This is a genomic window from Burkholderia sp. MSh2 (assembly GCF_000731655.1).
Taxonomy (GTDB): domain Bacteria; phylum Pseudomonadota; class Gammaproteobacteria; order Burkholderiales; family Burkholderiaceae; genus Burkholderia; species Burkholderia paludis.
On sequence record NZ_JPGM01000022.1, the window covers coordinates 49,260 to 74,389 of the forward strand.

The 25,130-nt window shown below is 66.1% G+C and carries 27 protein-coding genes, 1 tRNA gene and 1 pseudogene; 17 read left to right on the forward strand and 12 right to left on the reverse strand.

The features are described from left to right. The first annotated feature begins 104 nt into the window (after positions 1 to 104). From dusA to GQ57_RS14945, 3 genes are all read left to right on the forward strand, one after another. On the forward strand, positions 105 to 1,091 hold the full coding sequence (gene dusA, locus GQ57_RS14935; RefSeq protein WP_034198241.1) for a tRNA dihydrouridine(20/20a) synthase DusA: 987 nt from the start codon (positions 105 to 107) through the stop codon (positions 1,089 to 1,091). Positions 1,092 to 1,147: 56 nt separating this feature from the next. Then, positions 1,148 to 1,223 (forward strand) — tRNA-His (locus GQ57_RS14940). Positions 1,224 to 2,024: 801 nt separating this feature from the next. Then, positions 2,025 to 2,963, forward strand: coding sequence for a phosphatase PAP2 family protein (locus tag GQ57_RS14945; RefSeq protein WP_081894886.1), 939 nt, complete (start codon positions 2,025 to 2,027; stop codon positions 2,961 to 2,963). 55 nt (positions 2,964 to 3,018) lie between these two features. Here the strand turns inward: GQ57_RS14945 and GQ57_RS14950 are convergent, their stop codons facing one another. Continuing rightward, positions 3,019 to 3,537 (reverse strand): VUT family protein, encoded by a 519-nt coding sequence (locus GQ57_RS14950; protein ID WP_031398604.1) that lies wholly within the window; start codon positions 3,535 to 3,537, stop codon positions 3,019 to 3,021. Positions 3,538 to 4,199: 662 nt separating this feature from the next. On the opposite strand from GQ57_RS14950, the pseudogene GQ57_RS44255 reads away from it, so the two are divergent. Beyond that, positions 4,200 to 4,703, forward strand: a pseudogene (locus tag GQ57_RS44255) (GNAT family N-acetyltransferase). 85 nt (positions 4,704 to 4,788) lie between these two features. Here the strand turns inward: GQ57_RS44255 and GQ57_RS14960 are convergent. Continuing rightward, complete coding sequence (locus tag GQ57_RS14960; RefSeq protein WP_031398605.1) at positions 4,789 to 5,253, reverse strand: plasmid fertility inhibition factor family protein; 465 nt, start codon at positions 5,251 to 5,253, stop codon at positions 4,789 to 4,791. A gap of 325 nt (positions 5,254 to 5,578) precedes the next feature. On the opposite strand from GQ57_RS14960, the gene GQ57_RS14965 reads away from it, so the two are divergent. Further along, positions 5,579 to 5,965, forward strand: a complete 387-nt coding sequence (locus GQ57_RS14965) for a hypothetical protein (protein WP_031398606.1) — start codon at positions 5,579 to 5,581, stop codon at positions 5,963 to 5,965. A gap of 818 nt (positions 5,966 to 6,783) precedes the next feature. Here GQ57_RS14965 and GQ57_RS14970 read toward each other — a convergent pair. Further along, positions 6,784 to 7,527 carry a DUF695 domain-containing protein gene (locus GQ57_RS14970; RefSeq protein WP_034198242.1) on the reverse strand — a complete coding sequence of 248 codons (744 nt, stop codon included), beginning with the start codon at positions 7,525 to 7,527 and terminating at the stop codon, positions 6,784 to 6,786. Between the two features lie 26 nt (positions 7,528 to 7,553). On the opposite strand from GQ57_RS14970, the gene GQ57_RS14975 reads away from it, so the two are divergent. From GQ57_RS14975 to GQ57_RS14985, 4 genes are all read left to right on the forward strand, one after another. Then, positions 7,554 to 7,997: a VOC family protein gene (locus tag GQ57_RS14975; protein WP_152603256.1), complete on the forward strand. Its 444-nt coding sequence runs from the start codon at positions 7,554 to 7,556 to the stop codon at positions 7,995 to 7,997. Between the two features lie 47 nt (positions 7,998 to 8,044). Next, positions 8,045 to 8,353, forward strand: coding sequence for a hypothetical protein (locus GQ57_RS14980; RefSeq protein ID WP_031398609.1), 309 nt, complete (start codon positions 8,045 to 8,047; stop codon positions 8,351 to 8,353). A gap of 211 nt (positions 8,354 to 8,564) precedes the next feature. Next, positions 8,565 to 8,807, forward strand: a complete 243-nt coding sequence (locus GQ57_RS44260; protein WP_081896662.1) for a hypothetical protein — start codon at positions 8,565 to 8,567, stop codon at positions 8,805 to 8,807. Positions 8,808 to 9,199: 392 nt separating this feature from the next. Beyond that, positions 9,200 to 9,673 (forward strand): VOC family protein, encoded by a 474-nt coding sequence (locus tag GQ57_RS14985; RefSeq protein WP_031398610.1) that lies wholly within the window; start codon positions 9,200 to 9,202, stop codon positions 9,671 to 9,673. 66 nt (positions 9,674 to 9,739) lie between these two features. Here GQ57_RS14985 and GQ57_RS14990 read toward each other — a convergent pair whose 3' ends face one another. After that, positions 9,740 to 10,711, reverse strand: a complete 972-nt coding sequence (locus GQ57_RS14990) for a GGDEF domain-containing protein (protein WP_031398611.1) — start codon at positions 10,709 to 10,711, stop codon at positions 9,740 to 9,742. A 265-nt stretch (positions 10,712 to 10,976) separates the two neighbouring features. On the opposite strand from GQ57_RS14990, the gene GQ57_RS14995 reads away from it, so the two are divergent. Further along, the gene (locus tag GQ57_RS14995) at positions 10,977 to 11,204 is read left to right on the forward strand and encodes a hypothetical protein (protein WP_034198243.1); all 228 of its coding nucleotides are present in this window, start codon (positions 10,977 to 10,979) and stop codon (positions 11,202 to 11,204) included. A gap of 149 nt (positions 11,205 to 11,353) precedes the next feature. Here GQ57_RS14995 and GQ57_RS15000 read toward each other — a convergent pair whose 3' ends face one another. Next, a complete protein-coding gene (locus GQ57_RS15000; RefSeq protein WP_034198244.1) occupies positions 11,354 to 11,977 on the reverse strand; it encodes a phospholipase D family nuclease in 624 nt (207 codons plus the stop codon). A 345-nt stretch (positions 11,978 to 12,322) separates the two neighbouring features. Continuing rightward, entirely contained in the window at positions 12,323 to 12,811 is a 489-nt protein-coding gene (locus tag GQ57_RS15005; protein ID WP_034198245.1) for a winged helix-turn-helix transcriptional regulator, read from the reverse strand. Positions 12,812 to 12,980: 169 nt separating this feature from the next. On the opposite strand from GQ57_RS15005, the gene GQ57_RS15010 reads away from it, so the two are divergent. Next, a complete protein-coding gene (locus tag GQ57_RS15010; RefSeq protein ID WP_031398615.1) occupies positions 12,981 to 13,418 on the forward strand; it encodes a PaaI family thioesterase in 438 nt (145 codons plus the stop codon). A gap of 147 nt (positions 13,419 to 13,565) precedes the next feature. Next, positions 13,566 to 14,618, forward strand: a complete 1,053-nt coding sequence (locus GQ57_RS15015; RefSeq protein WP_034198246.1) for an NADP(H)-dependent aldo-keto reductase — start codon at positions 13,566 to 13,568, stop codon at positions 14,616 to 14,618. A 77-nt stretch (positions 14,619 to 14,695) separates the two neighbouring features. On the opposite strand, the gene GQ57_RS15020 is transcribed toward GQ57_RS15015, so the two are convergent. Both GQ57_RS15020 and GQ57_RS15025 read right to left on the reverse strand, forming a co-directional pair. Further along, positions 14,696 to 15,982, reverse strand: coding sequence for an MFS transporter (locus tag GQ57_RS15020; RefSeq protein ID WP_031398617.1), 1,287 nt, complete (start codon positions 15,980 to 15,982; stop codon positions 14,696 to 14,698). 38 nt (positions 15,983 to 16,020) lie between these two features. Next, positions 16,021 to 17,442: a M20 family metallopeptidase gene (locus tag GQ57_RS15025; RefSeq protein WP_034198247.1), complete on the reverse strand. Its 1,422-nt coding sequence runs from the start codon at positions 17,440 to 17,442 to the stop codon at positions 16,021 to 16,023. Between the two features lie 163 nt (positions 17,443 to 17,605). Between GQ57_RS15025 and GQ57_RS15030 the strand changes: the two genes are divergently transcribed. From GQ57_RS15030 to GQ57_RS15045, 4 genes are all read left to right on the forward strand, one after another. Next, positions 17,606 to 18,559 (forward strand): LysR substrate-binding domain-containing protein, encoded by a 954-nt coding sequence (locus GQ57_RS15030; RefSeq protein WP_034198248.1) that lies wholly within the window; start codon positions 17,606 to 17,608, stop codon positions 18,557 to 18,559. Between the two features lie 64 nt (positions 18,560 to 18,623). Next, complete coding sequence (gene mnmH / locus GQ57_RS15035) at positions 18,624 to 19,751, forward strand: tRNA 2-selenouridine(34) synthase MnmH (RefSeq protein ID WP_034198249.1); 1,128 nt, start codon at positions 18,624 to 18,626, stop codon at positions 19,749 to 19,751. Further along, positions 19,748 to 20,806 (forward strand): permease, encoded by a 1,059-nt coding sequence (locus GQ57_RS15040; RefSeq protein WP_031398621.1) that lies wholly within the window; start codon positions 19,748 to 19,750, stop codon positions 20,804 to 20,806. The genes mnmH and GQ57_RS15040 overlap by 4 nt, the downstream gene beginning before the upstream one ends. Positions 20,807 to 20,906: 100 nt before the next feature. Continuing rightward, positions 20,907 to 21,329 (forward strand): hypothetical protein, encoded by a 423-nt coding sequence (locus GQ57_RS15045; protein ID WP_031398622.1) that lies wholly within the window; start codon positions 20,907 to 20,909, stop codon positions 21,327 to 21,329. A gap of 37 nt (positions 21,330 to 21,366) precedes the next feature. Here the strand turns inward: GQ57_RS15045 and GQ57_RS15050 are convergent, their stop codons facing one another. Both GQ57_RS15050 and nodI read right to left on the reverse strand, forming a co-directional pair. Continuing rightward, positions 21,367 to 22,200, reverse strand: a complete 834-nt coding sequence (locus tag GQ57_RS15050; RefSeq protein WP_031398623.1) for an ABC transporter permease — start codon at positions 22,198 to 22,200, stop codon at positions 21,367 to 21,369. Between the two features lie 6 nt (positions 22,201 to 22,206). Continuing rightward, the gene (nodI, locus tag GQ57_RS15055) at positions 22,207 to 23,121 is read right to left on the reverse strand and encodes a nodulation factor ABC transporter ATP-binding protein NodI (protein WP_031398624.1); all 915 of its coding nucleotides are present in this window, start codon (positions 23,119 to 23,121) and stop codon (positions 22,207 to 22,209) included. Positions 23,122 to 23,457: 336 nt separating this feature from the next. Here nodI and GQ57_RS15060 point away from each other — a divergent pair, with 336 nt between their 5' ends. Then, a complete protein-coding gene (locus tag GQ57_RS15060) occupies positions 23,458 to 23,955 on the forward strand; it encodes a universal stress protein (protein WP_031398625.1) in 498 nt (165 codons plus the stop codon). Between the two features lie 87 nt (positions 23,956 to 24,042). Here GQ57_RS15060 and GQ57_RS15065 read toward each other — a convergent pair whose 3' ends face one another. Continuing rightward, on the reverse strand, positions 24,043 to 24,741 hold the full coding sequence (locus GQ57_RS15065) for a DUF2939 domain-containing protein (protein WP_034198250.1): 699 nt from the start codon (positions 24,739 to 24,741) through the stop codon (positions 24,043 to 24,045). A 29-nt stretch (positions 24,742 to 24,770) separates the two neighbouring features. Beyond that, the gene (locus GQ57_RS15070; RefSeq protein WP_031398627.1) at positions 24,771 to 25,106 is read right to left on the reverse strand and encodes a hypothetical protein; all 336 of its coding nucleotides are present in this window, start codon (positions 25,104 to 25,106) and stop codon (positions 24,771 to 24,773) included. Positions 25,107 to 25,130: the final 24 nt, after the last annotated feature.

The window sequence follows — 25,130 nt, forward strand, 5'->3', positions numbered from 1 at the left end:
TGCGGTAAAATGCCCGGTTGTTTCCGCGCCGTCTGGCCTGTCGCCCGAAATCCATGTCCGTACCGCCGTCTTCGCTTCCTCCCCGCCGCGTATCCGTCGCGCCCATGCTCGACTGGACCGATCGTCATTGCCGTTCGTTCCACCGGACGCTGACGCGCGATACGTGGCTGTATACGGAGATGATCACGACGGGCGCGCTGCTGTTCGGCGACGCCCAGCGGCATCTCGCGTTCACGCCGAACGAATCGCCGGTCGCGCTGCAACTCGGCGGCAGCGAGCGCGACGATCTCGCGCGCGCCGCGAAGCTCGGCGAGCAGTGGGGCTACGACGAGATCAACCTGAATTGCGGGTGCCCGTCCGAGCGCGTGCAGCGCGGTGCGTTCGGCGCGTGCCTGATGAACGAGCCGCAACTCGTTGCCGACTGCGTGAAGGCCATGCGCGATGCGGTCTCGGTGCCGGTTACGGTCAAGCACCGGATCGGTGTCGATGCGGTCGAGGACTACGCGTTCGTGCGCGACTTCGTCGGCACGGTGGCCGAGGCCGGTTGCGAAACGTTCGTCGTGCATGCTCGCAATGCGATCCTGAAGGGGCTGTCGCCGAAGGAGAATCGCGAGATCCCGCCGCTCAAGTACGACTATGCGTATCGGTTGAAGCGCGATTTTCCGGCGCTCGAGATCGTCATCAACGGCGGCATCAAGACGCTCGACGAGGTCGAGCAGCATCTCGAGCACGTCGACGGCGTGATGCTCGGCCGCGAGGCGTATCACAACCCGTATGTGCTCGCGGAGGTCGATGCGCGCTTCTACGGATCGACCGCGGCGTCGCGGACGCGCGAGGAGGCCGAGGCGCTGCTGATCGAATACTGCGCGGCGGAACTGAAGCGCGGCACCTATCTCGGCGCGATCGTGCGGCACGCGCTCGGACTGTATCGCAGCATGCCCGGCGCACGCGGCTGGCGTCGCGTGCTGTCCGACAACAAGAAGCTCGCGCGCGGCGATCTGGCCGTGTTCGACGAGGCGCGCGCGCATCTGAACGAAGCCGAAGAAATTTTTGAAAAAAAAGCTTTGCAAGATTCAAAAGACTTCGTATAATCTTGTTCTTCGCTGCTGAAACAGAGCAGCGAAGAAAGAAAGGCAGTAAAACAGTGGTGGCTGTAGCTCAGTTGGTAGAGTCCAGGATTGTGATTCCTGTCGTCGTGGGTTCGAGTCCCATCAGCCACCCCAAAGAATTCCAAGCGGTATCAAGTAGTGAAAAACGGCACTGTCCAAAAAGACAGTGCCGTTTTTGTTTTGGCATTCCAAAAATGGAATTCACGGTGCTTTCCGCATTGCGATTCGTTTCGATCGTCGACGCGGCGTGCTGTCGCCGCGCGCGTAGTGCAAGCCGTATTGCGTCATAAAGACGTAGCTATATGCCTTTGTCGCTGCAGATCGGGATCATGTGGCGAACGGCAGTGTGATTTCGATCTGCTCGATGGCATCGCCACGCCATTGCATGCGAATGTGTCCGGCCATCCAATCGACCTGCAGCCACGGTCAGTCGAGAAATTCAATCTTGCGGTTGCCGGCGAACTCGGCATGTTCGTTACCACCTTGAAGTCGGCCGGGGCGACCGTTCCGCTGTGCAGTTGCGTCTCGCTGCGTCGTACCCGGCGGCGTTCCTGCTGAATTCGACGGCCCACACCTACGCGCTCCGCGTTTCAGCCGTGCCCGCACACGTTGTCGATGCGATCCGGAAATCGCCACATGCCAGACGCGTATCGATGCGTGCCTGGTCCGCTTCGCAATCGTGAAGGTACGACTCCTTCACCTGCGCACGACCTTCAGCGATTGCCGAAGTCCAGCGACCGGGCGACCGGACGAGTGGGTCCCACGACGAACGTCGGTGCCGACACAGCAATGCCGCAGTTGTCTGCCGGCGAGCCGGCGACCAAGACCGCGCCGAAGCGGGGCAGGCCGAGCGACCTTTTTTCTCGGAAACCCATGGGATAGACTTTGTCGAATAATTATTCGTCGGGGGCCGGGGTGAAACACAAAATCTGGGCGTCGTACGCGATTGCGTGGATGCTGATAGCCGCCGTGTTCACGATCGATTTCACGACGATGGGTTCGGTCGGATTGTCCATCAGACCCGACTGGTTTCCCCGGTTTGCGAAGCTGGGTGTGATATCAGCCCTGTTGTGCTGCTGCCTGTTCAATGTCGAGCGTATTCAACGCTATCGCTCCGTTGCGCAACGTCTCCGCTGTCGGGATCTGGCGCTCGCCATTTTCTGCCTGTTGACGATAGCGGTGTATGGGCAGGCAGCCGCCATTGCCTCATATGTCGCTGCGGCACTCGGCAGGCCTGCGGTGCAGGACGTACTGCTGGGCTGGGAGCGGTCTGTCGGATTCGACTGGCTGAAAACGTATCGCTGGATCGGTGAATACAAGCGCCTGCAGCCGATATTGCGAATTGCATACGGAAGCGCATTCATCCAGATGATCGTCTATTGCTTCCTGTTCGGGCTGCTGCGAAGAAGGCAGGAGCTGTGCGAAATGATGCTGATTTTCGTCGTTTCGCTGCTGATTGTGCTGCCTGTCGCCGCCCTGTATCCGGCCGCCAGTCCGTTTGCCCATTTCGGCATTACCGATCCAGGCACCGTGTCGCAAGTGACGGATTTTTATCATGTCCGACGCGGAGAATTGAAGGTCATCGATCCCTTCGCGGTCCAGGGTATCGTCTCGATGCCGTCTTTCCACGCGGTGCTTGCCCTGATGCTGATTTACGTCGTGCGCAACTTTCGTGTGCTGCTTGGCGTTTCACTGGGGCTGAACGGGTTGATGCTGGTATCGACGTTCTCGGTCGGCGGTCACTACCTGGCGGACATCGGTGCGGGCGTGATGGTGGGCATCGCGACGATCTGGTGGATGCGCCACTGGTTCTCCGTCTATGCGGCACGGAAGTGGCCGGTCTTGAACAACTGACGAACCGACAACGACCTCGTCAACCAACGATTGCCTCCCGGCACCCCGTCCGTTTTCAACGATCGACTACGTTGCCCGCGATCCCCGCCTGGGCCGTTCGCGTATTTCGAAAAACCACCCACGACCACAAGGCGCCGCCCGCCACCTTGGCGACGAATTGCAACGCGGCGATCGTCGGGAAAACCGCTCCAAATGCAATCAGCGGAAAGATGAGGGAATCGACTGCGGCACCCGCGACGTTCGCGCCGTTTGCGCGTGCCAGTATCGGGAAGCGCCGCGCGAGCTGAAACACGATCGCGCTCGCTACGGCTGCCGATCCGAATGCCACGAGCGATGCAAGGGCGATCTCCTTGGCCGCGGGATTGAGCATGTAACTGACGACGCCAGCCGCCGCGATCAACCCAAACATGCGCGACCAGAGCGCGCGGCCGCGCCAGTCGAGGTGGAGTCGATCCCGGATCGCGAGATCGAGTCCGATCAGAAGGAACGCGATGATCGGTGTGGCAGCGGGACCGAAGTGAGCGACCATCAGGTTCGCGACAGCGACTGCTGCGATATAGATCAAGACGTACATGGTTCCTCTGCGGTGATGAGTGCGGGTTGCGTCGATTCGACGTCGGAGTGAGCCGGATGCGACCGCTTCGACGGCGGAATGCGCTGTCGGCAACCCGGGCCGAAATGCAGGCGATTGCCGATGGGCCCGGACGCGGAACGACAGCATAACGCCGGGTTGCAGCCGGGTTGCACCAAAGCAACCGCAACGCAAGATTGTATGGCGGTATCCGGCTGCGATCTTGTGCAGTTTGCTGTTCCGGCTAAGGTTTGTGCGCGTCGTGCCGTTATCTTTTATGGACAGCCCTCGTGCCTCGAATGCTGATCCGTTTCCTTGCCTGCTCGCGTGTCGCGCGAGCAGGCTTTTTTCGTTTACGGCGGCAAGCCGCAGCCTGAATGGCGGAACAGGACAGGAGCCTGGCGAAAATCGACAAAGCGCAACAGTCTTACGTTCGTGTAATGTATCGACTTCCTCGTGCCCTCATGCTTTGCTGGGCCGTTCGATCCCGACGACCAATGGTGGTGTCGGGATTTTTTTTGCCGACGCGCCGTTGCAGCGGCAACGAACTGCGCCGACGGAGCATCGCGCGAGCACGGCGAAGTCGAGCGGTGCATGCCGTCATGCGCGGTATATTCGCGACGAGACGTCCCGATCACGAGAACGAGCAGAAGGAGTGGCCCACGATGCCGGAAACCCCGATCACGCTACGCGCCGCGACAACGCACGACGCAAATCGCATCGCGCGCCTGCACACGCTGAGCTGGCAAACCGCATACAGCCATATCCTGCCGGCGGCCTATCTGTCCGACGAGGTGCCGGCGGAACACGCGGTTCGGTGGCGCAGCGACGAATGCGAGTGGGGCCTCGTGCTGATCGTGGAGTCGGATGGCGAGCCGGTGGGCTTCGTCAGTGCCGAGCGCCCGGTCGATCCTGAGGCCGGCGTGCTGCTCGACTGCCTGCATGTCCATCCCTCGCATCACTGAAGCGGGGCAGGCAAACGCATGATCGAAGCCGTTCGCGCATGGGCGCGAACGCTCGGCGTGGACCAGGTTCAACTGCGGGTGCTGGAGGGTAACCGGCACGCGATCGCTTTCTACGAGCACAACGGCTGGCAACCGGCGGGGATCGAAACGGGTCGTATCGGCAGGACGCAGGTCACCGATCGAATCTACGTGATACAGGCCTAGCGGCCCGCCGGCGGCATCCGCAGGCCGGAACGCGCGACATGCGGCCGCGCCGGGATGCCGGGCGAACCCCGAACGTGCGTCGCGGTCATTCGCCGCAATACCGCACGAGCAGATCGGCCTCCGTCTCGTGCACCTCGACGGGCAGCGCCGTGGCGCCGGCATAGGCAAGATAGCGCGCGCGATGCTGGCCGTTGCGGAACGACACGACGCCGACTTTCGACAGGCCGGGGATGCCGAGCAGTGTCCGGGTTCGGGTCTCGCGAAACGTGATGAACGGCATGTCGGGAATCCTGTCCTGGCCCGGATCGAGGAATTCGCGAATTCCGGCGGCTTTTCCAGGGGCCCAGTACTGAACCGACGGCAGCACGTAATCCGTCGTGTCGCGGTCGGCGCAGGCCAGCAATTTTTTCACGTCGATCGTCACGACGCGATGTCGCGAGTCGTCGGACGCGAATACCCGTTTCAGGTGTGCATAGGCGTAGGGGGCATGCCCGGGAAGCCGGATAATCCAGACCTCCATGCCGTTCTGGTGTATGCGGGCGATTGCCATGAGTCCCTCTGGTGTCGCAAGCGGTCTTCGTGGTTAAAGTCTAGCAGTCCGAACCCAACGGCGGAGCAGGTCGATACCCGGAACGGGAAAACGACGCGACTCGCAGCGAAACCGGCGTCGCGAGCGAAAGCGCGGCGCGAGTCGTTGGCAATCCGGCCTCGATCATGCGTCCGGCGGTTGATATCGACGAGTTGCGGGAATATCGCGATACTGCTGCCTGGAATGACGTGCGCGCAAAATTCATGCAGGATTGACGACACGTTCAGGAGTGACGTGCATGCGGATTGTCATAAGAGCCGAGAGGGCAGATTGACTGGAGAAACCCATGGCATCGAAACTTGAAATCGAGTATCTCGATTACTGTTTCACCGCGACGCTCGAAATCGGAGAATCAGGCCGTACACGCGTTGTCGACTGGCATCTCGCATCCGGTTCGCGGAGCCAGGCGCTTGCGTGGGGCGCGTTCGACCGCTTTCTCGAGCGGCATGACTTCGCCGATGAAGAGGATGCGCGCGCCAATATCGTCGACTGGCTCGAGCAGCTTGCCGATCCACGTTCCGGAGCGTCGGCCGGGATCGCGAAGGCGGGCGCGGCGGCTTCCGGAGCAGTGTCGACGGACGGATCGACGGCCGAAGGCGTCAGTGAAACTGTCCTTGATATCGTCGCCGATCTCGACTGGATCGAGGCGATCGCCGATTGGCTTTCCAACTGACTCGCCAAATGACGAAACAGGATTGTCATGGTGCGGGTTGAGGTGTTCGAGAAGCACCTTCAGGTGCAATGCGACAAACGGAAATGAAGTTGAAATTGCAGTGATGAAAAAATAGAGTATCGCTGCTTTGACAATACTTGCGCGTTACCGGACACTGCGCCGGGGCCAGAAAATATCGGCTTGAATCAAAACAAAATACAACGGCGGACATGAAAGGAAGAAAAGTGACGACGGCCGGCAAGATTCCTTGCGTTGGCAGCGGCACTCGGCATTGTCATGCAATGGGGCTCGAATAAGGCAGATACGAAAATACCGTCGACCGATTTGTTGTCGGTGCGGCCGGCAGAAATATCACGCCATCTTCGACATGCCCGGGCACGTCGGCGCGCTACGGGCGCCGTGCAGGGTTGCCGGTCGCGGCGACATTGTCACCAAATGGTGAGTTGCCGCACAGATCGTTGCGCGACCGACGCTCACAATCTGGCCGGTTGACCGTTCTTCCCCGGCCCGGTCAACCGTTTCCCCGCTCGCTCGCGCAGGAGCGGGGGCTTTTTGCCCGTCCGACGCCGAAAGGCCGCGTCGGCGGAACCGGACAGGCGTTCGTCCGGCTGCCGTGTGATCGCACCGATTGCGCACCCCGGCACCCGTTCGCCTGATCCGCATGGATTGCTTTCCTCGTGCCTGAGCGAACCCTCAGGCCCATTGCCGGTTCCGGCCGGCGATGCGTTGGTCCCGGCGGCGTGCAGCAGTGCCGCCGGGATATTTTTTACATCGAATGCGTCACGTCACGGCGCGCGCGGCGTGCTCCGCCGAACCGCTCAGCCAGCCTGTTCGACGCTGGTTTCCCATCCGTCGTATTCTCCTCCGAGCGAACGCGCCTCGCGACTGATCGCAACCGTATGGCGCGTGATGTCGGCCAGTGCCATGGTGCCTTCGTGCGAAAACCGCACGGCCGATCTGCCGTCTTCGGTCGGTGCGACCGATTCGACCGGATAGCCTTTCGCTTCCGCCCAGTCCGCGAACTGGTGCGCGTCGCTCGGGTCAGGGAAGAACGCCCAGTGCATCACGCGCCGGCTCACGCTGGCGGTGTCGCCTTTCTTCCGCAATTCGTCGAGCACCTGCATGTCGTGCATGATCTGCCGGTCGTCGTCGGTCGGGTAGAGCGTTTGCCAGTACGCTTCCTTGTCCGGATCGTCCTGGTGCGCGTACTGGAGCGAGTAGGTTGTCTGTTCGGCGAGCGCGTCGACGATTTCCGCCGCCTCGGCCTCGTCGAACGGCACGTAGAAGAGGAAATCCCGATTGCCGTCGGCGGTGATGCGGCCGACCTGCACGCCGCCTTTCGCGGCGATCGCGGCGTCCAGCAGATCCTCGATCTTCGCGAGATCGGCGAACTCGTCGCCGGCCGGCAGGCCTTCGGGCGTCGGACGTGCCAGCGGGACGCGCACGCTGAGCAGCGACGTGCGCGGATCGCCCTCCGCGATTTCCGCAAAGCTGTGGTTGAAGCTGATGAAGGCCTGATGGTCGCCCATTCTGGCAGGGAAGGTTCCCCAGGCGTCGGTCATGTGTTTCTCCCGTACACGATTGTCTGTTGACGGTTGCAAAGCGCCCCAATGTATCATCGAAAATCGCATTGGCTGGAGAAGCGCGCATGATTGCAAGTCTGGGCATCCTGGTGCCGGTCGAGGATGATCGTTTCCGGGCGGTGGTGGATTTCTATCGTCTGGCGCTCGCGCTGCCGGTGCATTCCAGCGGCGTGTCGGCCGCGGGGAATCCGTGGCATCGCTTCGTCGCGGGCGGTGCGACGCTGACTGTTCATACGGGCCGGGGCGGCGAGTTTCCGTATCCGGAATTTCGGCCGACCGGTCATGGAATCGCGCTGGCGATCGAGGTGGCGTGCGTTTCGCAAGCCGTCGAGCGACTTGAATCGTGCAGCGTCGGCCTCCTGAATGCGTGGGACTACGGCGACGGCACGGTGGCGATTTCCGTGGCGGACCCGGCGGGAAACGTCTGCGAGATCTGGGGCCGTCCGTGACCCGCGCCTGGGCGCAGCGGGCCGCAACAAGTTCGAAGGAGAAGCCGATGTCGATGTTTGCGGTGAATGGTGTGCGTATCGATCCGCGCAGCGCGCGGGTGACGCATGTGCGCTGGGCGGCCGTGAATCCGGCCGACCGATCGTGGGCGGCGGCGCCGAGCGAGGCGCCGGTGGCGGACGTCGCGCGGGCGCTCGCGTCCGGCGACGACGTTCGCGCGATCTTCTCGGCATCGGATGCCACGGCGATCGGGCCCAGGCTGAAACGCGTGCTGTACCGCGATGCCTCGGAGGGCATCGAACTCGACATCGATGCGACGAGCGAGTCGCGCACGTTGCGCGATCTTCCGCAAATCTGACCGGCGCGGCATGCGCCGGCGGCAGGTGCGACCGGCGGTAGCGCTCGCGAGACCCGGCCGAACGGACTCGCGCACAGCGTCGATCGGGAGGCGTAGTATCGGACGATCGGCGTCCCGCATTGCCGGTTGCACCGAACGGTTTGACGGGCCGCGTGTTTCCGGCGAGCCGGTGTCGGTGCCGGAGGCGTGCGGCGCAAACGCGTACGAGACCATGTCCAGACCTCTCATCGCCCCGTTGGCATCCGCGTGCTGTCTTGCGCTGTCGGCTTGCCAGACCGCGTCCGCGCCGCCTCCGCTGCCGTCGCCCGAGACCGCGTCGGCGGCCGTGGCCGTTCCGGCATCGTCGCCCGCCGTGCCGATTCGCGGCAACGGTCTGGCGCCTCATCTGGCAGGGCAGAGCCATTGGTCCACCGGTCAATGCACGACCAACGGTACCGTCAAGGTGTGCAATTGAAATTGCCGATGGTGACTGTTCTGCCCGGATGAAGGCGCGTTTGCGCGCGTCGTCGATGCGTTCTCCCGATCTCGATCCGTGCCTGCCGACAGGCTTCAGGAACATCACCGGCTTTCGTGATCCTGGCGATCCATACCCGATGCGTTCGTCGTGCGTAGACGGCGGGTGGTGCGACGGGGCCGATCGCCCGGCGCGGGGGCCGGATGATCGAGGCGGCCGACCGAACGGGCCGATGGCGCCCGATACCGGGAATCCGCGCACTCGCGTACTCCGGAAAAAATGTCGGGCGTCGTGTCGATTTCCGTCGGGGTCGTTCGTCGTGGGATCGGAGGCGTGCGCTTCGTGCGTGCGTCCCGATTCCGACAAGACAACTGACCGAAGGAGCGACACCCATGTCCACGTCCGCCAAACCGATCCCGGAAGGGATGCGCACGCTGACGCCGCACCTGATCTGCGCCGGCGCAGCATCGGCCATCGACTTCTACACGCGGGCATTCGATGCGCACGAACGGTTTCGCCTCGCGACGCCCGACGGCCGGCTCGCGCATGCGTGCCTCGCGATCGGCGATTCGACGTTGATGCTGATGGATGAAATGCCCGAGCACGGCGCGTTCGGGCCGAAGGCGCTGAAAGGTACGGCGGTCTGCCTGCACCTGTACGTGCCGGACGCCGATTCGGCTATCGCGAAGGCGGTCGCGGCCGGCGCGACGGTCACGATGCCTGCTTCCGACATGTTCTGGGGCGATCGCTACGGGCAGGTCGAGGATCCGTTCGGGCATCGCTGGTCGATCGCGACGCATCTGCGCGACCTGACGCCGGAGCAGATCGCGCAGGCCATGGCCAGCGCGCCGCCGTGCGGCAACTGACGCAGCCGCGCAACCGGCGTTGAACGGCCGGGCGGCGGCCTGCGCCGGCGCCCGGATCGTCCGAGCCTATGCGCCGGCCGCCTTGCGGCGCTGCTTGTCCTCGTACATCCGCTGGTCGGCCAACGCGAGCAGATCGGCCACGTCGCGATGGTGCGCGGGATCGTAGGCGACATGCCCGACGCTGAACCGGATCGCGTAGCCGCGGGCGTCGGCCGCGTTGCGCTGCGCGAGCGCCTGCGTCACGCGTTCGATCGGCCCGGCCAGGTCGGCCGGCTCGGTGGCGCTCAGCAGCACGACGAACTCGTCGCCGCCGAGCCGTGCGATCACGTCGCTGTCGCGCAGCGTGCCCGTCAGCGTGTCGGCGAATGCCCTGAGTGCGTGGTCGCCTTCGGCATGGCCGAAGCGGTCGTTGATCGACTTGAAGTCGTTCAGGTCGAAGAACAGCAGCTCGGCATGACGATCGAGGCGATCGCACAGGCTCAGCACGTGGCGGGCCAGGATCTCGAAGCCGCGCCGGTTCGTCAGTTGCGTGAGCTCGTCGGTGGTCGCGAAATGCAGCGCGGCGATCTCGCGCTCGGTCATGTGGGCGAGATCGCCGAGCAGCGCGAGTTCGTCGGGTTCGAGCGAGCGCGGCCGCGTGTCGATCAGGCACAGCGTGCCGATCGGTGCGCCGTTCGGCGCGGCGAGCGGGCGGCCGGCGTAGAAGCGGATGCCGGGCGCACCGGTGACGAGCGGGTTGTCGTGGAAGCGATCGTCGTTCAGCGCGTCCTGGATCACCATCGTATGGCCCTCGAGCAGCGCGTGTGCGCAGAACGACGCATCGCGCGACGTTTGCGCGACATCGAGCCCCGCATGGCTCTTGAACCACTGGCGATCCTCGTCGACGAGACTGACGAGTGCGATCGGTACGTCGAACAGCCGGCGCGCGAGACGCGTCAGGCGGTCGAAACGCTCTTCGGGGGGCGTATCGAGGATCGAGAGCGAATGAAGCGTATCGAGCCGGGCCGCCTCATCGGCCGGTTTCGGTGCGATTTGCATGGGCCTTGTCTTTTGTCCCGGCTGTCAGGCCGGGCTCGGGATCGTATGCCGGACAGTATCGCGCATTATCCGGTGCATCGCCAACGTACAGTCCCGGCGACGGGTGTGTTCGGCACGGCCCGGATCGCCGCGCGCGCGGCTGGAGGCGGGCGCAGCCGGCCCTGCGTTCCGGTCGGGCGCGCAGCCGGAGGCGCGACGTCTCAAGGTGCCGGGCGCAGTGCCGTAAACAGGGCGAGTCCAATCGTTCATCGCATCCCATCGCACCATGGTTCGAATTCTGTACGCGGGCTATCTCGCTTTTGCGCTGTATTTCCTCTACCCGATGGTTCACGACACGCTGACGTTGGGCATGGTCTGTATCGGCAGCGCGCTGCCGGGCGGCGCGAGCGGTTTGTCGACGCCTGCGGCGAACGGCTTGGGCCGGCATGCGGGCCGCTGCGGGCCCGCGGCGCGCACCGGTGTGGCGACCGGACGGATGCCCGGCATTCATTGAGTGTGGCGGAGTGTCGCGCGGGGTGTTCGATAAGCAGGCGCCGTGCTGGCCATTCGGCCGAATTGAAGCTTGCGCCACGCATCGCCGATCATCGGCAATGCGGCGACTGAAGGCGGAATGTCGAACGATGCGCGGCCGCGCGACGTGCGTCAGTAGCTGGAGCGGTACGGCACGCCCTGGTCGAAGCGGCTTTGCCAGTGCGCGAGGTAGCGCGCCGCGAGTTGCGGATTGTTCCAGACCACGACCACGTTCTCGGAATTGCGGCTGGCCGCCGACGCACTGTAGTTGAACGAGCCCGTTTCGACGTGCTCCGCGTCGATCACGAGGTACTTGTCGTGATGGATCGCATAGGTGTCGATCGTGCGCGTCGGGATGCCGGCATTGACGAGCAGGTTCAACGCCTGCTTGCTGCTCTTGGCCCGATTGCCCTTGTCGTCCACGACCACCTCGACATTGACGCCGCGTTGCTTGGCGGCGAGCAGCGCACGCGTGACGGGCGGCGACGTGAACGAATAGGCGGCGACGCGAATCGAGCTGCGCGCCGCGCCGATCGCTTTCAGCACGAGCGCTTCGGCGCCGCCGTCGGGCGAGAACGCCGATTCGACAACCTGTGTCGCGGGGGCTTCGTGGGTGGGCGCCGGCAGCCATCGCGACACGAGGTCGATCGCCTGCTGAAGCAGCGATTCACTTTGCGTCTTGCCGAAGGCGGCGAACGGTGTGGCAAGCAGGGAGGCGGCGAGACAGGCGGCGGCGAGGCGATTGCGCGACAACATCTTGGACAGCGAACAATTTCGAGACAGCGGGCCGTGAGTGTAACGCAGACGCGGCGGCCCGGTCACGTGCGGCGGCGCAGGGTTCGCCAGGTTGAGTGATGTGATCGCAACGGTCGGCGGTGGCGGGGCGCATGAAGAAGGATCGCGTCGTGCGCAATCCGCGTGTGCGATCCGGTTCGGCTTGCGTGCCGGCTGCGACCGAGGGCGACGTGCGGTGGCGAGTGCGGCGGCAGGGTATCGAGCAAGTCGGGCACGCACGGAGTCTGACGGGCTCGGTGCGTCCCGCGGCAATAGTGCGAACGTACGCGCGATTGGTGTGTGTCAGGCGGTCGGGCGCGCGATGCGTCAATCGTCGACGGGGGGCGCCGCGCCTTCGCCGGGTACGCTCCATCCCGGGCCGGGCTCCGGCTGCACGTCGCGTGCGTCGAGCGGTTCGCCGCACGCAGAACAGATGGTGACCGCATGCATCAGCTGGCCGCAGGTGCGGTGGCGCAGTTGCACGGGCGGACCCTGGCCGTCGTTCTTCCAGCGGTCGCCCCACGCCATCAGCGCGAGCAGGGCCGGGTAGAGGTCGAGACCTTTGTCCGTCAGCCGGTATTCGAAGCGCGGCGGGCGCTCCTGGTACGTGTGCTTGATCAGCACGCCTTCGTCGACGAGCCGCGCGAGCCGGTCCGCCAGCACGTGGCGCGTCAGGCCGAGCCGTGCCTGGAACGCGTCGAAGCGGCGGCAGCCGAGGAACGCGTCGCGGAGGATCAGCATGGTCCAGCGGTCGCCGAGCACGGCGAGCGTACGCGCGACCGAACAGTTCAGCGTGCCGATGTCATCCCATTTCATCGTCGAGTCTCTTGCAGCGGTTCAGCGAAATAGCGGGCTCGATTATAGAACCCGCCTTCGGTTGCGACGGGCCCGGCCGCGTTGACAACGGCCGGCCTCCCTGTCGATAATGAGTTCCAATTTAGAACTTACTAGCGCGACGACGCGCTTTCAATCCGGAGACAACCCGATGAATTCGCTTCCCCTGTCCGGCCTCGATCTGCTGCGCAATGCGATCGCGGGTGATGCGCCGCTCGCGTCGATCACCGAAACGATCCCGATGCGGCCGCTGGACGTCGAACTCGGCTACGTGAAGTTTTCGGCGCGGGCGGACGGCCGTCATCTGAACCCGCTCGGCGGCGTGCACGGCGGCTTCGCCGCGACGGTGCTCGATTCGGTCACGGGGTGCGCGGTACATTCGATGCTCGACGCGGGCGTTGGCTACGGTACGGTCGATCTGCACGTGAAGATGCTGCGGCCCGTGCCGCGCGACGTCGATCTGATCGCGGAAGGGCGCGTGATTCACCTGTCGCGCTCGCTGGGCGTGGCGGAAGGTACGCTGAAGACGCCCGACGACAAGATCGTCGCGCATGCGTCGGCGACCTGTTTCATTCAGCGACCGCAGTAACGGACCACGGCAGGGCGGCGGTCCTCGCAGGTGCGTATCCGCCGGCTTCGGCGTCGAAGGGGGAATGTAAGCCTGCGCGGCGCCCGTCTGAAGCGGCCGCTTCAGTGTGATAGCGTTTCTGCTTTCCACCGACGCGACAGGAACAGCATGGAATACCGCACACTCGGCGATTCGGGCATCGAGGTCAGCCTGATCGGTCTCGGCACGATGACGTGGGGCGAGCAGAACTCGGAGCGCGACGCGCACGAGCAGATCGACTACGCGATCGCGCAGGGCGTGACGCTGATCGACGCCGCGGAGATGTATCCCGTGCCGCCGAAGCCCGACACGCAAGGCCGCACCGAGCAATACATCGGCACCTGGCTTGCGCGGCATCGCGCGCAGCGCGACCGCATCGTGCTCGCGACGAAGATCGCGGGGCCGGCGCGGCAGCCGCACAATCCGCGCCATATTCGCGGCGAAGGCAACCAGTTCGACCGCAGGAACCTGACCGAAGCGCTCGACGGCAGTCTCAAGCGCCTGCAGACCGATTACGTCGATCTCTATCAACTGCACTGGCCGGACCGCAGCACGACCACGTTCGGCCGTCCTGCCTATCCGTGGGTCGACGACACATACACGGTGCCGATCGAGGAGACGCTCGGCGTGCTCGCGGAATTCGTGAAGGCCGGCAAGGTGCGCGCGATCGGCGTGTCGAACGAAACGCCGTGGGGCGTCGCGCAGTTCCTGCATGCGGCAGAGAAGCTCGGGCTGCCGCGCATCGCCAGCATCCAGAATCCGTATAGCCTGCTGAACCGCACGTTCGAGAACGGGCTGTCGGAATTCACGCATCGCGACGGCGTAGGGCTGCTCGCGTATTCGCCGCTCGCGTTCGGCTGGCTGTCCGGCAAGTACGAGAACGGTGCGCGTCCGGCCGGCGCGCGCATCACGCTGTTCGAGCGCTTCCAGCGCTACAGCAAGCCGCAGGCGGTCGAGGCGACGTCGCGCTACGTCGCGCTCGCGCGGCGTCACGGGCTGTCGCCCGCGCAGTTCGCGCTTGCCTTCGTCAACAGCCGGCCGTTCGTGCACAGCAACCTGATCGGTGCGACGTCGCTCGAGCAGTTGAAGGAGAACATCGGCAGCATCGACGTGAAGCTGTCCGACGCGGTGCTCGCCGAGATCGACGCGCTGCACGAACTGCAGCCGAACCCGGCGCCGTAAACGGCGCACGGCCCGTGCGGCAGCGATGCCGCAACGGGCCGCACCGGCGGCGGATCGCCGCACCGCCGCCGGTTCGGCTACCGCATCTTGAGCCGCGTGCGCGCGACGAACAGCGCGGCGAGGCTCAACAGCGCGCAACCCATCAGGTAGAGCGCCGGCGCCAGCCGGTTGCCGGTCGCGCTGATCAGCCAGGTGATGACAAACGGCGCGAAACCGCCGAACAGCGTGACGCCCGTGTTGTAGCTGACGGCGAGCCCCGTTGCGCGCGTCTGCGACGGGAACAGCTCGGCCATCAGCGCCGGCAGCGCGCCGCAGTACATCGCCTTCAACGCGCCGATCCACACCAGTGCCGCGAGCATTGCCGCGAACGATGCGTGGCGCGTGAGCCACGCGAACGTCGGCCAGACGGTGACGAGCATCAGGAGGGCCGCGACCGCCATCATGCGGATCCGTCCGGTGCGATCGGACAGGTGCCCGACGACCGGCGTGACGAGCGTGAGCACGAAGCCGGTCGCGAGCGTCGCGGCGAAGCCCGTCGACGCGGGCAGCCCGAGCTGCCGGATCGCGTAGGTCGGCATGTACAGCACCATGTAGTTGAGCGCGGTCGAGATCACGAGCGCGCCGATCGACAGCAGCAGCCGCAACTTCTGATCCGCGAACAATTCGCGCACGGGCGCCTCGGAGCGGGCCTGCGCCTTGAACTCGACGCCTTCGTCGACGTAGCGGCGGATGTACAGCCCGACCGGGCCGATCGCGAGACCGAACAGGAACGGCACGCGCCAGCCCCAGCTTTCGAGTTGCGCGGTGGTCAGCGTGGCCGTCAGCAGCGCGCCGAAGCCCGATGCGAGCAGCGTCGCGAGGCCCTGGCTCGCGAACTGCCAGCTCGACATGAAGCCGCGCCGCTGCGGTGCGTGCTCGACGAGGAACGCGGTCGAGCTCGCGAATTCGCCGCCCGCGGAAAAGCCCTGCATCAGTCGCGACAGCATGATCCCGAGCGGCGCGAGTATGCCGATCGACGCGTAAGTCGGCATCAGCGCGATCAGCAGCGTGCCGGCCATCATCATCGCGATCGACAGCAGCAGCGACGCCTTGCGGCCTGCGCGATCCGCGTACGCACCGAGCACGAAGCCGCCGATCGGCCGGATCAGGTAGGACAGCCCGAACGTGCCGAGCGTGAGCATCAGCGACGTCGCTTCGCTCGTGGCGGGAAAGAACAGCCTGGCGATCGTCACCGCGAAGAAGCCGTAGACGATCAGGTCGAACCATTCGAGCGCGTTGCCGATCGATGCCGCGAAGATGATGCGCCGGATCTGCGCGGCGCTGGGGCGGGCGACTTCGTGCGAGGTCAGGGTGGTCGTGTTCATCGTGTGGGCAGCTTCCTTGAAAGGGGGCGAAGCGCGCGTTACAGGGCGGCGGCAGCCGTGGCGGGCGCCGCTTGGCGAACGGTCGGCGCGTCGTCGCCGAGATCCCAGAAGAGGCCGGCCATCATCTGCAGCCCTTCGCGGACGACGCTTGCAAGCAGATGCTCGTCGGGGGCGTGCTGCGAGCACGCCGGGTACGAATGCGGCACCCACAGCGTCGGCAGTCCGAGCGTCTCGGCGAACACCTCGTTCGGCAGCGTGCCGCCGAGATTCGGCAGGATCGCGGGCCGCTTGCCGGTGGTGCGCGCGAGCGACGCGACGGCCCAGCGGACCCACGGATCGTCCGGCGACAGGCGCGTCGCCGGTGCGCCGCGCTCGACGTCGATCTCGACGTCGGCGAAGCCGTGCGCATCGAGGTGCGCGCGCAGGTGCGCATGCAGCGCTTCCCAGTCGGTGCCGACGACGAAGCGCAACTGGCAGTGCGCATACGCGACGGGCGGGATCGCATTGACGGGGTGCTCGGGATTGCCCGCCTTGAAGGCGAGGATCTCGAAGGTGTTCCAGCCGAATACGCGCTCGGCCGCGGAGAGGCCGGGCTCGCCCCAGTCCGCGTCGAGCGCCGGATCGCCGGGGCCGCCGCCCACGGCAAGATCGGCGAGCGCGTCGCGCACGGCGGCCGGGATCGGCGGCGGACGCAGCCCCGCGACGCGAATCGCGCCGCGGGCGTCGACGAGGCTCGCGAGGGCATGGGCAAGCACGATCGCCGGGTTGCGCAGCAGTCCGCCCCAGTTGCCGGAATGGTGCGCGCCGTCGCGGGCGCGCAGGCCCAGCCTGAAGTTGACCGAGCCGCGCGAGCCGAGGAACACGGTCGGGCGCGCAGCGGCGATGCGCGGACCGTCGGATGCGATCAGCACGTCGGCCGCGAGCGCGTCGCGCTCCCGGCGGCACAGCGCGTCGAGGCCCGGCGACCCCGTTTCCTCGCCCATATCGATCAGCAGTTTCGCGTTGAAGCCGAGCCGGCCGCCGCGCGCGTCGAGCACGCTCGCCAGCGCGGCCAGGTTGATGGTGTGCTGGCCCTTGTTGTCGGCGCTGCCGCGGCCGTACCAGCGGTCGCCGTCGGCCGTCAGCGTCCACGGCGACAGCGGCGCGCGCCATTGCGCGTCGTAGCCGCGCACGACGTCGCCGTGACCGTAGATCAGCACGGTCGGCAGCGCGTCGTCTTCGTGGCGGGACGCGAGCAGGAACGGGCCGCCGCCGTCGACGGGGTTGTCGACGATCCGCGATGCGAAGCCGAGACGGGCGGCCTCGGGCGCGATTTCGTCGCTCAGGTAGGCGCGCAGCGCGGCTTCGTTGCCGCTGTCCTGGCTTTCGGTGCGCAGGCCGACGCGGCGGCTCAGGGTCGTGAAGAACGCACCGGATTCGAACTGGTTCAGCGCGTGCTGGATGGCGGCGGTACGGCTCAAGTCGTGTCTCCTGGGTCGAGGGCTGCACGCGCGTGTCGTGCATGCAGCGGGAAGTGCGATCGATTCTAGAAAGCCGTTTTTTTTGTCACAATGATCGAATTTCGAACCTTTCTTTGCCGAAAAGGCAAAGCAGACTGACCAAGCGCGGCGTGGAGACGGAACGATGGCGGCTTTCCTGCATGGCCTGGCGTTGCGGTATTTCGTGGAGGTGGCGCGTACCGGCTCGATCAGCGACGCATCCGCGCGGCTGCATGTGGCCGTGTCGGCGATCAGCCGCCAGATCGCGAAGCTCGAGGGCGAGCTCGGCGCGCCGTTGTTCGAGCGCCGGCCGCGCGGGATGGCGCTGTCGGAGGCGGGCGAGCGGCTGCTGGCGTTCGCGCAGCGCAGCCTGCTCGAGGCCGAGCACGTGATGAAGGACATCGGCGGGCTCGACGCGCTGCACGGCAGCCTGCTGAAGATAGCGTGCTCGGAAGGGTTCGCGATCGATTTCCTGCCCGGCGCGCTCGCGAGCTTCAAGGCGCGTCACCCGGGCGTCGACTTCTCCGTGTGGGTCGTGTCGCCGGCGGACGCGACGCGGCGCGTGCGCGACGGCGATGCGGACATCGCGCTGACCTTCAGCCTCGCGCCGGAGAAGGGCGTGCGCGTCGAGCATACCGAGCGCGCGCCGATCTTCGCGCTGGTGCGTCACGACCATCCCCTCGCGACACGCGGCGCGGTATCGCTCGCCGATGTCGCGTGTCACCCGCACGTGCTGCCCGAGGCCGGCACGACGGTGCGCCAGCTGATCGACATCGCATGCGCGCTCGACGGGCTGCTGCTCGAGCCCGAGCTGACGAGCGACAACACGGCGGCGATGTACGGCTACGCGCGGCGTACGGGCGCGGTGATGTTCACGGGGCTGCTGTCGGTGCGCGACCGCTGCGACGCGGACGGCTTCGTCGTCGTGCCCGTGACGAACCCGCAGCTTCGCGAGCGCAGCATCCAGGTGCAGACGATGGCGGGGCGCGACCTGCCCACGTCGGTACGGGCTTTTCGCGATCACCTGATCGACGCGATGCAGGCCGCCGCGCCGCCGCCGGCCGTCGGGCGCGGACCGAGACGCCGGCCCGTGAGATAATCGCCAATCCGCCTTCCGCGTCCGTGCGGCTCATCGAGCCGCATCGCCCCTGTTCGACACCGAATTGAAGAACCTGATTGCCACCCTCGATCGCGCCGGCGAGTTCGACGAGCTCATCGACGTGCGCACGCCGCTCGAGTTCGCCGAGGATCATATTCCCGGCGCGCTGAACGCGCCCGTGCTCGGCAACGAGGAGCGCGCGCTGATCGGCACGATGTACCGTCAGGTCTCGCCCTACGAGGCGACGCGGGTCGGCGCGGCGATCGTCGCGCGCAACATCGCGCGCCATCTCGACACCACGTTCGCCGACCGGCCGCGCAACTGGCGGCCGCTGATCTACTGCTGGCGCGGCGGCATGCGTTCGGGCTCGATGACGACCTGGTTCAACCTGATCGGCTGGAAGGCGCGCCAGCTTGAAGGCGGATACAAGACCTACCGCCGCTCGGTGTGCGCGACGCTCGACTTGCTGCCGACGCGCTTTCGCTACATCGCGCTTGTCGGCCATACGGGCTGCGGCAAGACGCGCCTGCTGAACGCCCTGGGCGACGTGGGCGCGCAAACGCTCGATCTCGAAGCGCTCGCGTGTCACCGCGGCTCGCTGCTCGGCGCGTTGCCTGGCAAGCCGCAGCCGACGCAGAAAGGGTTCGATTCGGGGCTCGTCGGGGCGCTCGAGCGTTTCGACCCCCAATGGCCGGTGTTCGTCGAATCGGAAAGCCGCAAGATCGGGCTCGTGCAGTTGCCGATCGCGCTGGTCGACGCGTTTCACGCGGGGCCGTGGGTGCAGGTCGAGGCGACGCACGACGAGCGCATCGACTTCCTCCTCAACGACTATGGCCATCTGTTCGACGATCCGGCGGCCTTCAAGGCGCAACTGCATCGATTGATCGGCCTGCACAGCCGCGACGAGGTGACGCGCTGGAACGCGCTGATCGATGCAGACGCGCGCGCCGACCTGTTCGCCGAACTGATCGACAGGCATTACGATCCCGCCTATGCGCGTACCTACCGCGCGACGTACGGCAAGCCGAACCGGGTGCTGACGCTCACGTTCCGGCCCAACGCGGCGGACGTGGGCGAGCAGGCGCGCACGCTGCTGGCCCGGCTCGCGCAAGCCGGGCTGCCCGCGTCGGCCGCGCTCGCGACGGGCGCGGAATCCGTAATCGACAAAAACCAATCGACGACCACACGATGACGACCACACGCACCCAACCCGGCCCGGCCCTCGGCTGGATGACCTTCCTGCTGATCGCGGTCGCGGGCCTGTTCTATGTGAAATGGTTTCCGTACTACAACAAGGCGTTCGTTGCCGCCGAGCATCATTCGATCGGCCAGTCGATCCTGATGGGCACGTCGGCGGCCGCACCCGAGCCGTCGCTGAAGGCGGCGCTCGACTACGCATGGGCGTACGGCAAGGCGATCTGGCAGGCGATGGTGCTCGGCCTGCTGCTCGGTTCGGCCGTGCAGGCGTTGCTGCCCGCGCACTGGGTCGCGCGCGTGCTCGGCCGTACCGGGTTCGGCAGCGTCGCCGCGGGCGGCCTGCTGTCGCTGCCCGGGATGATGTGCACGTGCTGCGCGGCGCCGGTCGTCGCGGGCCTGCGGGCTCGCAACGCATCGCCGGGCGGCGCGGTCGCGTTCTGGCTCGGCAACACGGTGCTGAACCCGGCGGCGCTGGTCTTCATGGGCTTCGTGCTCGGCTGGCACTGGAGCATGCTGCGCCTCGTGCTCGGCATCGCGATGGTGTTCGGGATCGGCTATCTGCTGAACCGGCTCGCGCGCCCGGGCGACGCCAGCGTCGACGATGCGCAGCTCGCCGCGCTGGCGGCCGGGCAGGCCGCGGCCGGCAATCCGTTCGTCCGCTGGATGAAGCTGCTCGCGCGCATGGTCGTGCGGCTCGTGCCCGAATACATCGTGCTCGTGCTGCTGCTCGGCGCCGCGCGTGCATGGCTGTTCCCGCATATCGGTCCGGACATCGGCAACCATCTCGGCTGGATCGTCGCGTTTGCGATTGCCGGCATGCTGTTCGTGATCCCGACTGCCGGGGAAGTGCCGATCATCCAGGCAATGCTGTCGCTCGGCATGGGCGTCGGCCCGGCCGCGGCCCTGCTGATGACGCTGCCGCCGATCAGCGTGCCGTCGCTCGCCATGCTCGCGCGTTCGTTCAAGCCGTACATGCTGGCCATCGTCGCGATCCTCGTCGTCGTGTTCGGGATCGCGAGCGGCCTGCTCGCGGTCGCGCTCGGGTTCTGACACGCGCGAGCGGTGCGCCGACCGGCGCCATCGTCGTATTCATCCGGCGCCGCCGTTTCGCGCGTGCGGTGCCCTTTACAAGAAGCAAACAGGAAAACGCATGACCCAACCGAAGATCCATCCTCGACTCGAAAAGGCGCTGACGCGCGGCGATCTCTCGATCCGCCAGGCCAATTCCGCGCGGGCGACCGCCGTGCTGAACGCACTCGGCACGATGATCATCGAGGCCTCCGCAACGATCGGCGTCGAGGCCAGCATCGAGATCCCGCAGGGCGACCGCATTTACGATCCGGTCAACGGCTTGTGGCCGCAGAAGATGCTGGTGTCGTTCGACGGCCCGGTGGACGAAGCCGAGAAGGAGGAGCTGCGCACGGTGTATCTGGTGGCAGACGATCCGGGCACGCAGTTCCGCGTCGAATGGCACCGCGCGGACGGCAAGCTCGGCCGCCAGGAAGGCGGCCCGCTCGCGACCGTCGCGTTCCTGACCGACGTCGAGATCCCGTGGAGCGACGACGACGAGTAACGTCGTCGCATGATGCCGGCGCCGCGTGCGCCGGCCGTCAGCGCATCATCCGTCGCCGGAACAGCCACGCGGACAGCAGAAAGCCGCCGACCGCGTAGCCGGCCAGTACGGCGACGTGCAACGCGACATCCGTCGCCGGCCGGCCCAGCATCGCGGGCCGGATCAGCTCGACCGCGTTCGCGAGCGGCAGCGCATGCGCTGCGTGCTGCGCGATCGGCGGCAACTGCGAGGTCGGGAAAAACACGCCCGACAGCAGCAGCATGGGCGTCAGCACGAGCGTCTGATAGAACATGAAGAAATCGTACGACGGTGCGAGCGCCGTGACGATCATCGCGACGGCGGCGAACGCGAGGCCCGCGAGCGCGATCACGGGCAGCGCGGCGAGCATCGACGGAAACCGCGCGTAGCCGAGCGCGCCCGCGACGAGCATGATCGCGGCGCCGGACAGCATCGCCTTGCTGGCTGCCCAGACAATCTCGCCGAGCACGATGTCGCCGAGCGCGAGCGGCGTATGCATGATGGCTTCCCACGTGCGCTGCACGTGCATCCGCGAGAAACCCGAGTACATCGATTCGAAGCTCGCGGACATCATCACGCTGGACCCGACCGTGCCGGCCGCGAGAAACGCGATATACGACACGCCGTCGACGTGGCCGAGCATCAGGCCGAGCCCGAAACCCAGCCCGAACAGATAGATCATCGGATCGGCAAGATTGCCGAACATCGATGCAAGCGCGAGCTTGCGCCACACGAGATAGTTGCGTCGCCAGACGGCGGCCCAGTTGGTCGCGTTTGCCGGCAGCGCGATCGCGAAGCGCGACTCGCGTTGTGGCGCGGACGGTGCGGCGGCGGAATAGTTGCGGACATCCATGTTCGATCAGTCCTGCATTTCGCGGCCCGTGAGCCGCAGGAACACATCTTCCAGATTGGCCGGGCGATGCAGATAGCGCAATCCCGTACGACCCTTGAGCCGCGCGTTGAGCGGCTCGGGGTCGCTCACGTAGCAGAACAGCGTTTCGCCGCTGATCTCGGTGTGTTTCGCGAAGGCCGACAGCTCGTCGCGCAGTGCAACCGGATCGGACCCGTAGATCTCGATCACGTCGCAGCCGATCTCCGATTCGATCAGCGCGCGCGGCGCGCCCTCGGCGATCTTGCGGCCTTCCTCGATCACGCACAGGCGGTCGCACAGCCGTTCGGCCTCTTCCATGAAGTGCGTGGTGATCAGGATCGTCTTGCCGCGCGCGAGCAGTGAACGCAGCCGCTCCCACATCAGGTGCCGCGCCTGCGGGTCGAGGCCGGTGGTCGGCTCGTCGAGCACGAGCACGTCGGGATCGTTGACGAGCGCACGGGCAAGCGTGAGACGGCGCTTCATGCCGCCCGACAACTCGCCGACCTTCGCGTCGGCCTTGTTCTCGAGCTTCGCGAATTCCAGCAGCGGCTGTACCAGCGCGCGTGCCGCCTGCGTCGGAATGCCGAAATAGCGGCCGAACACGAGCAGGTTTTCGCGCACGCTGAAGTCGGGGTCGAGATTGTCGAACTGGGGCACCACGCCGACGCGCTGGCGCGCATGCCGCGCACGCGATGGGACCGGTTCGCCGCACAGCGAAATGCTGCCGGCGTCGGGTTGGGCGAGGCCGAGCAGCATCTTCAGCGTCGTGGTCTTGCCGGCGCCGTTCGGCCCGAGCAGGCCGTAGCATTCGCCGGCCTGCACGGTGAACGACAGGCCGTTGACGACGCGCTTGTCGCCGTAGTGCTTGACGACGTTCCGGAAATCGATCGGTGCAACGGACATGGGCAGTTTGTCGTTGTGTGCGGGCGCGGAAGCGTTCCGGCGCCGGATGCGTGGCCGGCGGGCGAACGGATCGGACGAATGCGTGTCACACGGGCATGACCGAAGCGTGCGCCCCGTGCGCCTGACGGCACGCGGGAGTACGAACGGGCCATTCTAGTGCATCGGCTGCGTCGCTTCAGCGCATGCGTGCACGGTGCGATGCATGCCCGCACCGATCGTGCACCGCATCATCGCGCACATGCCAGGCGGGGCGAATCAGCGTTTTCCATCCCTTGCGTCCTGAATTGCGGCGCACCATGATGAAGGCGTGGGCTCGTATTGCGATAGGGAGGTTACATGGCTAGCTACAACAAGATTCTGCTGTGTTACGACGGCTCGCTCGAAGGGCGCAAGGCACTGCGCTGCGGCGCCAATCTCGCCATGGACCTGAAGGCGGAAACGCACTTGCTGTCGGTGGTCGACATGCGCTCGAGCATTGCGCAGAGCGCGGGTCTGCTGACCGACGTCGCGTGCGGCCGGTTCGAGGAAACAGCACGCGAAATCCTGCAGGAAGGCGTGAACTGGCTACGCGAGCGCGGGGTGCAAGCCGAGGGCCATTTCGCGTTCGGCTATCCGATCGATGAAATCGCGAATCTCGCGACGGAGCTGAATGTCGACCTCGTCGTCGTCGGCCACCGGTGCCGCAGCGGGCTCTCGAGATGGTGGATGGGGTCGGGCAACACGCAACTGCTCGATCGCGTGAACTGCAGCATTCTGGTGGCGTGTTCGTCGGCGCAGGAGCAGAAGGCCGAGATGGCGCGCGAGCGTGAAGCGGCCACGGCGAGCGGCAAATGATCGTCTGATGCGATGGCGGCCTGGCCGGCGATTCGCGCGGGTCGGGCGCCACGCCGGATCAACCGCGCGGGCGCCGACCGCGAGCCGTTACGCGTGCAGGTCGATCGCAGACAACTTCCACGAGAACAGGCCGAAGCGGTGGAAGATAGCCGCATAGCGTGTGCCGTCGGCACTGCGCTGGTAGGTCACGACGAACTCGTCGATGTTCCGGTAGCCGGCGCTGGTTTGCTGCCGGTGCGGCGGATTCTCCGGATCGCCCGGGCCGGCCGGCGCGGCAGAGGCCGGAGCCGGCAATGACGCGGCGCCCGTGTTGCTGCCCGCAACGGCGGCACTTGCCGGGGCCGGGCTGGCCGACGCGTTGCCCGGTGCATGGCCAGGCGGCAGATTCGACCATTCAGGTGGACGCTCGTCCGGCGTGCCGCGCGGCGGCAAGCCGCTCATCAGTGCGGCCACGCCCTCCGGGGTCGTATACGCATCGACCAGCGGGCCGATCAGCGCGGACCCGATCAGTGCGCCGATCATCGCGAGCGGATTGTCTTTCTTCACCGCGTCGATCCGGCGCATCAGTTCTTCCGTGACCTGCTGCTTGAGGCTGATGCGCAGCGACGGAAAATCCACGTATTCACTGATGACCTGCGCGTCGCGCGCATCGATCGCCGATTTCAGACGACCGAGCGCGACATACGGCGACGCGTACGCATAGCCGATCGCCGCAATGACCGCGACGGCCAGCACGACGATCAGCAGGGGCTTGAGCCGCGATGCGCGGCCCGGCGATACGGTCACGTTGCCTCCGGTGCGGGAATGTTCCGCAATCAGAGACCGTTTTGCGCGGCCGATCGTTCCTCTGCGATGCAGCGGTCGATCATGCGGCATACGGCATCGATCGTGCCGACCATGATCAGGCGGGAACGGCCGTGATACACGCGTACCGGCGCGCGGCGCGCGGGTTCCGCGTGATTCAGGCCGGCGTTCAGCGACACCCGCGCGAAAGCGGGGAGCGCCGACGGCAGCAGGGGCGCCTGCCGTTCGACTGCGATTTCTTCTTGCACCGGCGCGGCCGCGGATAGCGGCGCGCAGGGCGTGCGGCCGCGCAGATGACGCAGGCGACCGAATTGGCGGAAAGGCAGCAGGCGGGCAAGGCGTTCCATGATGTTCTCCTCAGCGAGACGGAA